General features: G+C 50.5%; 12 protein-coding genes. 8 read left to right on the top strand and 4 right to left on the bottom strand.

All coding sequences use genetic code 11. The features are described from left to right. Window positions 1–2: 2 nt before the first annotated feature. Window positions 3–869, top strand: a complete 867-nt coding sequence (gene cyoE / locus NNL38_RS17865) for a heme o synthase (protein ID WP_255391796.1) — start codon at window positions 3–5, stop codon at window positions 867–869. A 363-nt stretch (window positions 870–1232) separates the two neighbouring features. Here cyoE and NNL38_RS17860 read toward each other — a convergent pair whose 3' ends face one another. Further along, window positions 1233–1748 (bottom strand): type VI secretion system amidase effector protein Tae4, encoded by a 516-nt coding sequence (locus NNL38_RS17860; protein ID WP_255391795.1) that lies wholly within the window; start codon window positions 1746–1748, stop codon window positions 1233–1235. Between the two features lie 1430 nt (window positions 1749–3178). On the opposite strand from NNL38_RS17860, the gene NNL38_RS17855 reads away from it, so the two are divergent. Beyond that, a complete protein-coding gene (locus tag NNL38_RS17855) occupies window positions 3179–5263 on the top strand; it encodes a hypothetical protein (protein ID WP_255391794.1) in 2085 nt (694 codons plus the stop codon). Window positions 5264–5456: 193 nt separating this feature from the next. After that, window positions 5457–6038: a dioxygenase family protein gene (locus tag NNL38_RS17850; RefSeq protein WP_255391793.1), complete on the top strand. Its 582-nt coding sequence runs from the start codon at window positions 5457–5459 to the stop codon at window positions 6036–6038. A 138-nt stretch (window positions 6039–6176) separates the two neighbouring features. On the opposite strand, the gene NNL38_RS17845 is transcribed toward NNL38_RS17850, so the two are convergent. The 3 genes from NNL38_RS17845 to NNL38_RS17840 all read right to left on the bottom strand — a co-directional run bounded on the left by NNL38_RS17845 (window position 6177) and on the right by NNL38_RS17840 (window position 7797). Next, window positions 6177–6512 (bottom strand): hypothetical protein, encoded by a 336-nt coding sequence (locus NNL38_RS17845; protein ID WP_255391792.1) that lies wholly within the window; start codon window positions 6510–6512, stop codon window positions 6177–6179. Window positions 6513–6529: 17 nt separating this feature from the next. Next, window positions 6530–6742 carry a T6SS effector amidase Tae4 family protein gene (locus NNL38_RS24795; RefSeq protein WP_369414635.1) on the bottom strand — a complete coding sequence of 71 codons (213 nt, stop codon included), beginning with the start codon at window positions 6740–6742 and terminating at the stop codon, window positions 6530–6532. 317 nt (window positions 6743–7059) lie between these two features. Beyond that, window positions 7060–7797, bottom strand: a complete 738-nt coding sequence (locus NNL38_RS17840; RefSeq protein WP_255391791.1) for a UTRA domain-containing protein — start codon at window positions 7795–7797, stop codon at window positions 7060–7062. A gap of 211 nt (window positions 7798–8008) precedes the next feature. Between NNL38_RS17840 and NNL38_RS17835 the strand changes: the two genes are divergently transcribed. From NNL38_RS17835 to NNL38_RS17815, 5 genes are read left to right on the top strand one after another with little or no spacing between them, the layout of a single operon-like run. Next, entirely contained in the window at window positions 8009–9076 is a 1068-nt protein-coding gene (locus NNL38_RS17835; RefSeq protein WP_255391790.1) for an ABC transporter substrate-binding protein, read from the top strand. Window positions 9077–9085: 9 nt separating this feature from the next. Beyond that, window positions 9086–9892: an alkaline phosphatase family protein gene (locus tag NNL38_RS17830; protein ID WP_255391789.1), complete on the top strand. Its 807-nt coding sequence runs from the start codon at window positions 9086–9088 to the stop codon at window positions 9890–9892. After that, entirely contained in the window at window positions 9889–10797 is a 909-nt protein-coding gene (locus NNL38_RS17825) for an ABC transporter permease (protein ID WP_255391787.1), read from the top strand. The genes NNL38_RS17830 and NNL38_RS17825 overlap by 4 nt, the downstream gene beginning before the upstream one ends. Next, window positions 10784–11572, top strand: coding sequence for an ABC transporter permease (locus NNL38_RS17820; protein WP_255391786.1), 789 nt, complete (start codon window positions 10784–10786; stop codon window positions 11570–11572). Before NNL38_RS17825 ends, NNL38_RS17820 begins: the two co-directional genes overlap by 14 nt. Next, window positions 11569–12588 carry an ABC transporter ATP-binding protein gene (locus NNL38_RS17815; RefSeq protein ID WP_255391785.1) on the top strand — a complete coding sequence of 340 codons (1020 nt, stop codon included), beginning with the start codon at window positions 11569–11571 and terminating at the stop codon, window positions 12586–12588. The genes NNL38_RS17820 and NNL38_RS17815 overlap by 4 nt, the downstream gene beginning before the upstream one ends.

The raw sequence follows: 12588 nt of genomic DNA, 5'->3' as shown, positions 1-12588 counted from the left end.
TCATGATTAAGAGCTACATTTCCATTACCAAGCCGGGCATCATCATCGGCAACCTGATTTCTGTGGCGGCGGGGTTCTTCCTCGCTGCCAAAACAGAAGCGGCGGATGTTGGTCTGCTGGCGTTCACCCTGCTGGGTGTGGCCTGTGTGATTGCCTCCGGTTGCGTGGTGAACAACATTTTTGATCGCGATATCGACAGCAAAATGGACCGGACCCGGAATCGGATCCTGGTCCAGGATGGCTTGAATATCGATCATGTGTTCATTTATGCAGTTGTGCTGCTGCTGGTGGGAACCGCGGTGCTTTATCGCATCGCCAACCCGCTTTCAGCAGTGGTGGTGTTGCTGGGCTACGTGTTTTACGTGTTCTTCTACACCATGTGGTACAAGCGCACCTCGGTTTACGGCACCTTGGTCGGCAGCGTTTCCGGCGCGGTTCCGCCGCTGGTCGGTTACCTGGCGGTGACCAACTACATCAGCCTGGATGCCGTGCTGCTGTTTGCGCTGTTCTGCCTGTGGCAGATGCCGCACTCTTATGCCATCGCCATGTTCCGCATGCAGGATTACCGCGACGCGGGTATTCCGGTGTTGCCGGTGGTCGAAGGCATTGAGAAAGCACGCAAGCACATGCAAGCCTACGTGGTGGCCTTCAGTGCGGTTGCGCTGGGGCTGTTCCTGCTGGGTGGCGGCGGTTATGAATACCTGGCGGTGGCCTCGGCAGTCTGCCTGATGTGGACCCGGGTGACCTTCCGCAAAGTGACTGACGACAACTATGTCGAGTGGTCCAAAGCGGTGTTCAAAACCTCGCTGCTGGTGGTGATGGGAATTAGCACGGTGTTGGGCGTCGAGCTGATCCCGCTGACGATCTGACCCCGCTGACGATCTGACCCCATATCTGACTTTACTTGGCTGAATTCAAGGCATCCTTCGGGATGCCTTTTTTGGTCGCTGTTGTTTAGGCTGGTGTTTTGGGGCTATTTAGTGGAATGAAAATAAAGCTAAAATTTAGCTATTGACGTTATAGTCGCTTGTTGTGCTTTGATGTACACCTATGAACTAACAACGCTCCCCCTCCTGTTCCACCAGCCAGAAGTACAAGGAAAATCTTAAAGTTACGAGCAGACTCATCTTCTGAGTTGTATAGCGGTCCAAACAGGTGACCAATTAAGTACACAGCAAGAATGACAACTACTGCGCCAAGTAATCCACCTGCAATAATTTTGAGTAATCGACTCACTTTAAACACCTCCAGAATATTATTTCCTTCGATTTTTCAAAGTCTGACCAGACCCCTTCGATTGACAAACCAGTAGTGATTCGTATCCATGAACTCCAATCAGTCAATCGCGAACCATTCCAAAGATCGATATGATCTCCCGTTGGGTTGTTTATTGGGTCCGAGTTTCGCAGCCAATAGTCTTTGAAAAAAATTATCCCTTTTTGACCAGATATGTGTTTCTTGAAGCCTTTAACCGGAATAGATTTACCAGCAGAAAACTCTGATGGTCTATTTCTTTTCAATGCATCTGCTAATTGTTGTGCGCGTAAAATATGTCCTTCTGACTTAGCGTGGTGCCAACAGTGTTCGGCACCGATCAATTTAGACGTATTGTAACCACACTTTGCTAATGCATTACCTACTCGAATTGCACATTGATTAGAAAAAGCAGGCTCATTATTTACAACACAAGGATTATCTACACCACTGATCGTAGCATGTGCAACCCAAAGCTCATCAAACTTTACCATTCTACTTCTCACAATTAAACTATAGAAAATAAGAACCTAGCATGAGAAGCAATGATGAAAAACGCTGTAACTTATTTTTGCGATATATAGCATCATAGCGTTGAAATAAGCTGTAATTTGTACCAAAACATAACGAATGACATGGGACTCTCCCTCATCAGGCGTTGCCACACTGAGTAAGTCTGATCCCATTCAAACCGGAGGTCACCGTCACCATCTGTCTACAGCATTGATTTAGCCAAATATAGTTGCAGTATCCACGGTGAGAATCACCAAGGCAAGCTGTTGATCCAAAGTACAATAACGCGGTCAAAAGTCCTATCGGCGTTTGCCAATATCCCACCCGCGAGCATCGGACTGGAAGCCTACGGAGCTTCTCATTACTGGGCCCGGGAGTTGGCTAAGCTCGGACATACACCAAAAATCATTGCATCAAAATATGTAGCGCCTTTCAGAACGGGGGCCAAAAATGATCTCAATGACGCAGTCGCGAAATTTTAATATCTTCAACCTTGCGAACACTCATAAAGCGCACCAGCACATGAGGCTGGCCCATATGGCTGATACACCAGCTGCTCAGGAACAGCAGCCCCCAGAACCTCAAACCTTGTGTTGATTCATTTCCATCAGGAAATCTGATTTATCGAACACTTCGGGGTGTGATAATTTGTATATGGTCTCTGATTAATATGAAACATCTATTTATAAAGTTGGTTGAGTGGTTGTTCGCTTTCTGGGTTGTGCTGTGGTGTGTCGATAAATCTGATTTTTTAGAGACATGATCATTTATTATTTTTTGAGTTTTTACTTCAATGTTAAATAAGGTTTTGATAGTTAAATATTATTTTTGGTTTGGTTGCGGATGACATGGTTGTAAGCTGATTGGTGAGGCAGGGTAAATGGCTAAATTAACCTCGATTCCATTGTAACTATTTGATTTTATTGTTTTGTGTGTTCTTCGTGTTGATTCGAGTTAGAGTTAAAAACCTATTTCGCCCGTCAACAAATTGTCGAAAATAATGTTCAATAAAATAACTTTCGCCAATTAAATGTCGATTTGTTTTTCATCTCACAATATTAATACTTTCATCATTTATTTCGAGTTTTTATGAATATAATGTCTGCACGTGGATGGCAGTGGTTGATATTAATAACAAGTAAACCTGTTGCACATGTGAAATTTATTTATTTTTAATCATTCAGTTTGGCTATTTAATTCAAGAGAATGTCCGACGTGTAAAGTAAGGGAATTTGCAATGAGATTATTGAAGCGCTTGTTCTGTTTAGCAACTTTAAGTTTAGTGCTCACAGCGTGTAACAGCGGTGGGGGAAGTTCAGATGCGGAAGCAGTTTCCGGTGAAGTCAGTGGGATTAGTACGCCTTCAACGGTCAGTGTCGTGAATTAAAATAATCATAAAAAAGGAATTGAGATGAAGAAGTTATCCCTGGCGACAGCCATTTCCAGTGTACTTTTTTCTGCTTCAGGCGCCGCGAGTTACAATGATGCGGGGACAGATTACACCAATACGATCACCGACAGTTATGTTGGCGAGCAGGCGGCAGAGCCACTGAATATGGCCAACATGCTGCTGTGCATCATGAAAGCCACCGGTGCTGAGAACTTTGCCAATGCGGATTACCGCGCGCTGGTCGATTCGGCCCAGTGTGAGGGCAGAAACGGAGATGAAAGCTCACAATCGGCCAGTAAGATTGCGTACTCTGAAGTGGTGGTCAGCTCAACCCGTGCAGATAACCAAAGTCCGCAAAACGTCACTGTCTGGTTCCAGGATGCTGAAGAAGCGGATGGCCAGTATATCGTCAATACCCGTGTGTCCGCCGCTCCCGGCCCGACAAGTCCTTTTGGTGAATTACAGTTTACGTTCAAACATGCAACCGGTGCGGACAAGGGTGATCTGAGTATTTCGGTGGAAAATGGTCAGAATATGATTAGCCTGATCAACTCGTTTGAAGAAGGTGGGAATACCATTGAGCAGGCGGCGATTGTGCAGATTGACGATGCCGAGGGCAAGAGCGGGCGAGGGAAAACCCAGGGACTTGACTGGAGCCAGAATCCGCCGGTGCCGATTGAATATAAGCTGGCCTACAACGAAAACTATTACCTCAAGCAGGTGGGCAGCAATCCGGAAGTGTGCCTGAGCCGCAACAACCCGCGTGAGAATGTTCACAGCTACTCGCTGTTTAATGAGACAACGGGTGAGCTGCTGGATATCAAAGCTGGTTTCAACTTTGAATATATTTCCGCCCAGAGCGGCCAGCCTCAGCACGGGTTTGTTGGTGAATGGGGACTCTGGACGGAAGAGCAGCACCAGCAGGGCTACGTCGCACCGACCACCATTACCGATGAGGATGGGGTGAGCTATACCGTGGTGACGGCGCCGGGCAAACTGATGCGTCAGATCAAAGGCCAACGCGCGCTGCAAGACGGTGAATCCTTTGAATACTGGGACGGCAACAACTCCGTTAATGTCTACTGGGTCGCAAGTGCCGGCCAGTTCCAGGGCGATGACGGTTCAGGCAATCCGGACGGGAATGATGCCGGAATCACCCAGAATACCTACCTCTGGTCCCCGATGCTGCGTCAGAACATCAACTATCTGGGCAATGATGGCGGGAGCCACAAAGTTGCTTACACCAGCAACGAAACGGTGCGCGCGAACGATGCCATTTTTAACAGCGGTGCGATTAACCTGATCTGTTACGGCGACTGTCCGCAGAGCAATATCAGCCTTAACGACGCCCTGAGCTGGAACTTTACCCAGCCGTATGAAGATCCGTCATCGGCGGGGATCGCCTATACCCTGGATCCGGCGGATATGACACTGCGCTTGTCCGGCCAGTCGGTGACGTTGAACTTTACCCGGGATGATCTGAGTGATGATCAGACGTTCTGGGGCGCGTCCAGCGGTGAATTTGTGCTCAGTGCCGATGCGGCTTCAGTCAACAGCTGGGATGATCTCAATGGTCAGGGCACTGTTACCTATCGCTGGGAAATGGGTGTGGACAGCTGGAGCCAGCTGACGATGCTGAAAAAAGTCTCTGATCAGCGCTTTTATGAATTCGACAAGCCAATTCAGGTGATTTACAGCCACCAGGCTGCCCATGACAGAAATGGTGAATCTGCCCATGACGGTGCCCAGGTGATGCTGGAATATCATGGCCCGGGGAACCTGCACGGGATCCCTTGGGAGCAGGCCGAAGGCCAGTGGAATGCATTGTTTAGTCTCGCCGACGGCACTCCGGTGTATACTGACACCAACGGGAACCGCTATGTGGTCAAAGCCACCGGGATTGATAAGCGCTTCATGCCGGCGGCCGGCGGAGTCAGCGATTGTACCAACTCAGGCTTGGATCTGAACGGTTCATCACTGCTGACATTGCCGACAGCGGCCAATATTCCGGCCATCAGGACCACCTGGGCAGACAAAGATGCCTTGTCCGTGGCTGATAAGCCTTGGGTGGTGCACGGCGAGGTCCAACCGGCTGCCAGTGAGTAACACGGGCGGAAAAACCTGGGCCAACCATAAAGCAAACAACCCGGCCTGGCCGGGTTGTTTTGTATTGAGCGCAGAATAGCCTATAGCGTAATCAAAGATCGCATAAAGAAGTGCATGGTTGAGCACGCAATTTCCCCCATGGCTGCCACAATGAAGAAAGCGAAGCGGAATGGTTTTGGCAGCAGGAGGGGGAATGAACCGACGAAATTTTCTGGCGTGCTGGTCGCTGGCAATGTGGCCGGCAGTCTGGCTGCCTTCAGCCTGGGGCAGGGGGGCACTGGCCCGGACGCCGTCACAAACTGAAGGGCCGTTTTATCCGGTGGTGGCGATTCCGTTTCGGGAATCCCTGATCGGGGATCAGGCGGCGGTGAACGGCACCCCGATGTGGCTCAGTGGCCGGGTGCTGGATATGAGCGGTCAGCCGGTGACCGATTGCCGGGTTGAGATTTGGCAGTGCGATGGTGCCGGGATCTATCATCATCCCCGTCAATCCGGCCATGAGCAGGTCGATCGCCATTTTGCCGGTTTTGGTGCGGCGTTGACCGACAGCCAGGGCCATTATCGCTTTCACACCCTCTATCCGGTGCCTTATACTGGACGGCCGCCGCATATTCACGTCAAGATCTGGCAGGGTGGGCGTGAGTTACTCACAACCCAACTTTACTTGCAGGACCAAACCGGCAACGAATGGTGGGCCCGCAATCGCGAAGCGCTGCAAATCGACCCGATGCCACAGTCCGACGGATTGGCCGCGAATTTTGACTTTGTGGTGTAGTGATTGTGATGGACGCCCCTGTGTGAGGGGCGACCTGTAAAAAGGTGCACCACAGTGAGTTATTAGGTGCAATGTACTCTATATCAAATCCATGGGGTGTACTTAACACCCCTGATTGTCTTTTCATGCCTGAGGACGTTAAATACAGTCAGATTCTTTTTTTCCTGGCGTTTTAAGGCAATTAGCAACCTGAACAATGCCATGAGCTGATTTACCATCCAGCTTATAGAATGACACTTCTGACTCTGTAGCTAACCATTGTAAAGAAAGATTGAATTTTTCTTTATGGTGACCTTCTAGGGCCTTATCTACTTCATCTATGTTTGTTAGATGACCATCTTCAGAGACTTTGATAAGGGCACCATTATCAGGTAGGTCATTAATGAATATATCAGAAGTCGGGGATTCATGTTCAGGTTGGCATCCAAATAGACTAGATAATATCAATGGAAAAATAAACTTTTCTTTTGTCATGTTAATTTACCCTTCACTTAGGGAACAGGCCAAAACCAAACAGTAGAGCTGAAATAATGTCTTCCACCTCTCATCGCAAACTCAACCCATGAACTATACCGAGTTAATCTGCTGCCGTTCCATAAGTCGATATGATCACCCTGATTATTTGGCTCATAATAATCTTTAAAGAAAATTATTCCTTTCTTCCCCTTTATCTTTGAGACACCCTCGCTGGCTTCGAATTCAATGATTTGCTTAAATGGTGAGGATGGGCTTTTTCACCAGACTCATTAGTGCAAGGAAAATCATCAAAGAAATTTTTAACAGATGGGTGTTCTTTCCACATCATTTCAAACCTCGACACCTGACTCCTCCTTTCTTATCGCCCAGTATAAATTGATTTATATGCAATCAATATAATCTCTGCTGAAATACTTATAAAGCGAATCGAATATCTTTGATATGAAAAATCGGATATGGATTCCAGTATTCATTGAACTAGTTTTATTCTAAAGAAAGGGGAGGAATATTAAAATGTAACTGGATTTAAGCCTTGTATTGCTATTCACTCCGCCGAACTGTCAATCCGAATCATCACCGCATCCGGGCGCCAGTATTCAAATTCACAATCCATCAGGGTGCCGTCCTGTTTATAGTTGACCCGGCAGATTTTCAGTACCGATTGGCCTTCTGCCAGGTTCAAAGCTTTGGCGACATGGCCCGGGGCGGCGGTTGGGATCACATCAAAGCGGGAGCGCTGGGTTTGATAGCCATATTTTTCGGCGAACAGGCCGGTCAGGGAGAGGGTCAGATTTTCTTCCAGGATCCCCGGGAACAGGTTGGTCATCAGACAGTTTTCGACAAACAGCACCGCCCGGCCATCGATATAGCGCAGGCGCTCAATGATGTGGATGGGGGTGAGTTGGCGAATATTCAGCGCGGCGGCGTATTCTCCGGCGGCCATTTCGGTCCGGGTATTGAGCAGTCGGGTTTCGGCGATCCGGTGCTGATCGCGGATCATCTGGTGAAAGTGGCTGCGCGAGAGCGGGTTGTAGCAAATGCGCTGGGGGGAGACATACCAGCCACGACGCTCTTCCCGATAGATCAGGCCTTCGGTTTCCAGCGCAACCAGCGCGTCCTTTATCGTGATCCGCGTGGTTTCAAACAGGGTGCTCAGCTCGCGCTCGGATGGCAGCTTTTGTCCGCCGCTCATCATCCCTGACTGGATTTGCTGACGAATGCTGGTTTTAATTTTGCCAAGTTGGGTTGGACTTTTGGTTTGTGTTTTCGTTTGTATAGCCATCACTGAACTAGTCCAGAAACTGTCGATGTGAAAAATGTACGACATCTTTATCACAGAAAAATGACAGTAAATATGAGGGCTTTCCAGGGCTTTGAAATAGTGGTGACAAATAAATGCATTAAATTTGTCATATCCCTGCACCGAAATCGTCACACTTCATCCATAGGATAAAAAGTGAACTTACTGACCTAGTCCAGAAAGGATGGAGACGATGAATACTTTGTTAACCCGTACACTCGCGCTCAAAACCACGCTGCTTGCCACCACACTTTCAGCCACTGTTTATGCAAGTGATGCAGACCTGGAGTCGCTGGTTGAAGCCGCACAAAAAGAAGGTGCCGTTTACAGTGTCGGGATGCCGGATAGCTGGGCCAACTGGAAAGATACCTGGGCCGACCTGAAAGTCAATTATGGTTTGACGCATCAGGATACCGACATGAGCTCGGCGCAGGAAATTGCCAAGTTTGAAGCGGAAAAGAAAAATGCCACCGCGGATATCGGTGATGTTGGTTTTGCCTTCGCCCGCGTTGCGGTGAAAAAGGGCGTGACGCAGCCTTATAAACCAAGCACCTGGGAAGAGATCCCGGACTGGGCTAAAGATAAAGACGGCCATTGGGCCCTGGCGTATACCGGGACCATCGCCTTTATCTCCAATAACAACCTGGTGAAGAACCCACCGAAATCCTGGGATGATCTGCTCAAGGGCGATTACAAAGTCAGCGTTGGGGATGTGGGCGTCGCTGCTCAGGCCAACAATGCGGTGCTGGCGGCTGCATTTGCTCAGGGTGGAGATGAGTCGAATTTGAAACCGGCCATCAAGTTCTTCTCCAAGCTGGCCAAGCAGGGACGTCTGTCGTTCACTGATCCGGGCCTGGCAAATCTGGAGAAAGGGGAAGTGGAAGTTGCGATTCTGTGGGATTTCAATGCCCTGAACTATCGTGATCAGATTGACCGCGACCGTTTTACCGTCAGCATTCCGCAAGACGGCTCGGTGATTTCCGGCTATACCACCATTATCAACAAGTTTGCCAAGAACCCGAATGCCGCCAAGCTGGCCCGTGAATATATCTTCAGCGATCAGGGACAAATCAACCTGGCTGAAGGTTATGCCCGCCCGATCCGCAGTTCAATCACCCTGCCGAAATCAATTCAGGACAAGCTGTTGCCGAACTCGCAATACACCAATGTTCATCCTGTGACGGATTTTAAAGCCTGGGAAAAATCGGCCCGTAAACTGCCGCGTCAATGGCAGGAAAACGTGCTGATTCACCAGCAGTAAGAGGTTTACATGAGCAATAAGGTGATCCTTGTTGTGCTGGATGGACTCAATTACCAGGTCGCCCATGATTGCATGGGCTACCTGCATGGCTTGATTGAGCAGCAACGCGCAACACTCTACAAACTCCAGTGTGAGCTGCCGTCGATGTCGCGCCCGTTGTATGAGTGCATTCTCACCGGTGTGCCGCCGGTGGTCAGCGGTATCGTCAATAACCAGATTGTCCGTCGCTCACATCATGAGTCGATTTTCAGTCTGGCGAAGGGGCAGGGCAAAGTGACGGCCGCTGCTGCCTATCACTGGGTCAGCGAGCTTTACAACCGCGCGCCTTATGAAGCGGTGCGGGACCGGTTTACCCACGATGAAACGCTCAATATTCAGCACGGCCGCTTTTATCACTGGGATCAATACCCGGATGAAGCGCTGTTCCTGGACGCGGAAGATCTGCGCCGTCGTTATCAGCCGGACTTTCTGCTGATCCACCCGATGAACATCGATGATACCGGGCACCAGTTTGGGCTTGATTCCCGCCAGTACCGCAACTGCGCGCGTAGCGCTGATATTCATTTGTCCAATTATATCGAGTCCTGGCTGGCCGATGGCTATCAAATCATGGTCACTAGTGATCATGGCATGAACAATGACTTGTCCCACGGCGGCACGCTGGCGGAAGAGCGCGAGGTGCCCCTGTTTGTGATTGGCGAGGGGTTCAGCCATCAGCGCGGCACAATTCGCCAGACCGAGATCTGCGGTACTGTCTGCCAGTTGCTTGGCCTTGAACACAACAAACCATACGCCCAGGAAATTCTAGCCCCATGAGAAGTTCAGTGATGACCCCGGAGAACGCGGGGTCTTCAGCGCAGCGTGGCCGATTGTTTGGTCTGAAAAAGCTGAAACCAGCCGTGTGGCTGGCGCCGTTTGCGCTGTTTTTCTATTTGTTCCAGCTGGCCCCGATGGTGTGGGTGCTGATAAACAGCTTTATTTACGAGGATGAGTTTTCCTTTGAGAACTACCTGGAGATTTTAGATTCCAGTTTTATGCTGCAAGGGTTCAGCAACAGCTTGTGGTTGGCCTGCTGGTCGAGCGTTTTCGGGCTGGCGATTGCCACCCTGCTGGTGTCCTCGTTGCGGCGGGTGGATTCGAAGCTGCGCGACGGGGTGATTGCCTTTACCAATATGAGCAGCAACTTCTCCGGCGTGCCGCTGGCTTTCGCTTTCATCATCATTCTGGGCGTCAACGGCGCCATTACCCTGTTGCTCAAACAGTATGGCCTGATCGAGGACTTCAACCTGTACGGCAAGTGGGGGCTGCTGGCGATTTATATCTATTTCCAGATCCCGCTGGCGGTGCTGTTGCTGTATCCGGCCTTTGATGCCCTCAGCGACGACTGGCAAGCCGCCGCGGCATTGCTTGGTGCCAGCACCCGGCAATACTGGCAGAAAATTGCGCTGCCGGTGTTATCGCCGGCGCTGCTCGGGACTCTGATCATCCTGATTGCCAATGCTATGGGCGCCTATGCGAGTGTCTACGCCCTGACGTCCGGCAACTACAACGTGATCACCGTGCGGATTGCCAGCCTGGTCTCGGGGGATCTGTTCCTGGAGCCGAACCTGGCGGCTGCGATTTCGGTGCTGCTGATCACCCTGCTGGCCCTGATCACCCTGATTAACCAATGGCTGATTGCCCGCAGTGATGCGGCGAGGGGAACCCATGCAAAACGCTAATGTCACCTTTCACAAAACCGTGGTGTACACCATTGTCGGGATCATGTTGATCCCGCTGATCGCCACTTTGGTGTACTCCCTGTCCTCGAGCTGGGGCGCAACGATTCTGCCGGACGGCTTTACGTTGGACTGGTACGGCAAACTGCTGACCGATGAACGCTTTCTGGCTGCATTCGGACGCTCGTTGCTCATCTGTATTGCCGCGCTGGTGCTCAGTGTGGTGCTGATCATCCCGGCCATTTTCGTGGTGTTCTACTATTTTCCCAAGCTCGATAAGCTGATGAACATCCTGATCCTGTTGCCGTTTGCGGTGCCGCCGGTGGTCTCGTCGGTCGGTTTGCTGCAAATCTATGCCGACAGCAGTGTGCCGGTGGTGGGGACGCCTTGGATTTTGATTGGCACTTATTTCACGATTGCGCTGCCGTTTATGTACCGGGCGGTTGCCAACAGCTTCGAGGCGATCAACTTGCACGATTTGATGGATGCAGCGCATCTGCTCGGTGCCAGCACCACCAAAGCGTTCTTGCTGATTATTGTGCCGAACCTGAAAAAAGGGCTGATGGCGTCGCTGTTCCTGTCGTTTTCCTTCCTGCTGGGTGAGTTTGTGTTTGCCAATATTCTGGTCGGCACCCGGTTTGAGACATTGCAGATTTATCTCTACAACATGCGACAGACCAGCGGGCATTTCACGTCTGCATTAGTGATGACTTACTTCCTGTTCATCTTTTTCCTGACCTGGCTGGCGAGCCGTTTTAGCCGAGGGGCAAATTTATGAGTTACGTAACCGTCAATCAACTGACCAAGCGATTTGGTGACAACACCGTATTTGAAAACATTGGGTTTCAAATTGAGCAAGGGGAGTTTGTCACCCTGCTCGGCCCGAGCGGTTGCGGTAAATCGACGCTGCTGCGCAGTCTGGCCGGATTGAATCCAGTCGATGGCGGTGAGATTTGGGTCGATGGCGAGAACATCACCCATCAGGTGCCGCAACAACGGGAAATCGGCATGGTGTTTCAGTCCTATGCGCTGTTTCCTAATATGACGGTAGCGGAGAACATCGCGTTCGGCTTGAAGATGAAGAAGGTACCGGCCGCGACGATAGCCAAGGACGTGGCCAAGGTGATTGCGCTGGTCGAGCTGCAAGGCAAAGAGAAACACTATCCGCATGAGCTTTCCGGTGGCCAGCGCCAGCGTGTGGCACTGGCTCGGGCACTGGTGGTCAAGCCGAGAATTTTGCTGCTCGATGAGCCGCTGTCGGCGCTGGATGCTAAAATTCGCAAACACCTGCGCCAGCAGATCCGGGACATTCAGAAAGAGCTTAACCTGACCACGGTCTTTGTTACCCATGATCAGGAAGAAGCGATGATTATGTCTGATCGTATTTTCCTGATGAATCAGGGCGAGATAGTCCAGCAGGGCTCGCCGGAAGCGATTTATACCCATCCGGCCAATGAGTTTGTCGCCGGGTTTATGGGCCATTACAACCTGGTCGATGCTGACAAAGCCCGTCAGCTGTTTGCGATTGAAACCGACTGGAAAGTGGCGATCCGCCCGGAGTCGATTTATGTCAAAGAAGCCGGACGCCAGTATGGCTCACATATTTCTGCGCCGCAGCAAGGTACGATTAAGCACCATCAGCTGCTGGGCAATGTGATCCGCTACGGGGTCGAGGTCAGCGGCTGTGAGCTGACGGTCGATTTGCTCAATCGTTCCTCGGAGCGGTTGTTGGCCCCCGGCAGTCAGCTAGAGCTGCTGTTTAACCTCAATGAAATTCAACCTGTGAGAGCCTGA

This window comes from Photobacterium atrarenae (genome assembly GCF_024380015.1).
In the GTDB taxonomy this organism is placed as follows: Bacteria; Pseudomonadota; Gammaproteobacteria; order Enterobacterales; family Vibrionaceae; genus Photobacterium; species Photobacterium atrarenae.
The sequence above is the reverse complement of the archived record's forward strand: the minus strand, read 5'-3'. Positions and strand labels throughout refer to the sequence as shown.

Excerpts from the sequence above, each read along its gene's own strand:
- cyoE (WP_255391796.1), top strand. The coding sequence starts at position 3 with ATGATTAAGAGCTACATTTCCATTACCAAGCCGGGCATCATCATCGGC.
- NNL38_RS17860 (WP_255391795.1), bottom strand. The coding sequence starts at position 1,748 with ATGGTAAAGTTTGATGAGCTTTGGGTTGCACATGCTACGATCAGTGGT.
- NNL38_RS17855 (WP_255391794.1), top strand. The coding sequence starts at position 3,179 with ATGAAGAAGTTATCCCTGGCGACAGCCATTTCCAGTGTACTTTTTTCT.
- NNL38_RS17850 (WP_255391793.1), top strand. The coding sequence starts at position 5,457 with ATGAACCGACGAAATTTTCTGGCGTGCTGGTCGCTGGCAATGTGGCCG.
- NNL38_RS17845 (WP_255391792.1), bottom strand. The coding sequence starts at position 6,512 with ATGACAAAAGAAAAGTTTATTTTTCCATTGATATTATCTAGTCTATTT.
- NNL38_RS17840 (WP_255391791.1), bottom strand. The coding sequence starts at position 7,797 with ATGGCTATACAAACGAAAACACAAACCAAAAGTCCAACCCAACTTGGC.
- NNL38_RS17835 (WP_255391790.1), top strand. The coding sequence starts at position 8,009 with ATGAATACTTTGTTAACCCGTACACTCGCGCTCAAAACCACGCTGCTT.
- NNL38_RS17830 (WP_255391789.1), top strand. The coding sequence starts at position 9,086 with ATGAGCAATAAGGTGATCCTTGTTGTGCTGGATGGACTCAATTACCAG.
- NNL38_RS17825 (WP_255391787.1), top strand. The coding sequence starts at position 9,889 with ATGAGAAGTTCAGTGATGACCCCGGAGAACGCGGGGTCTTCAGCGCAG.
- NNL38_RS17820 (WP_255391786.1), top strand. The coding sequence starts at position 10,784 with ATGCAAAACGCTAATGTCACCTTTCACAAAACCGTGGTGTACACCATT.
- NNL38_RS17815 (WP_255391785.1), top strand. The coding sequence starts at position 11,569 with ATGAGTTACGTAACCGTCAATCAACTGACCAAGCGATTTGGTGACAAC.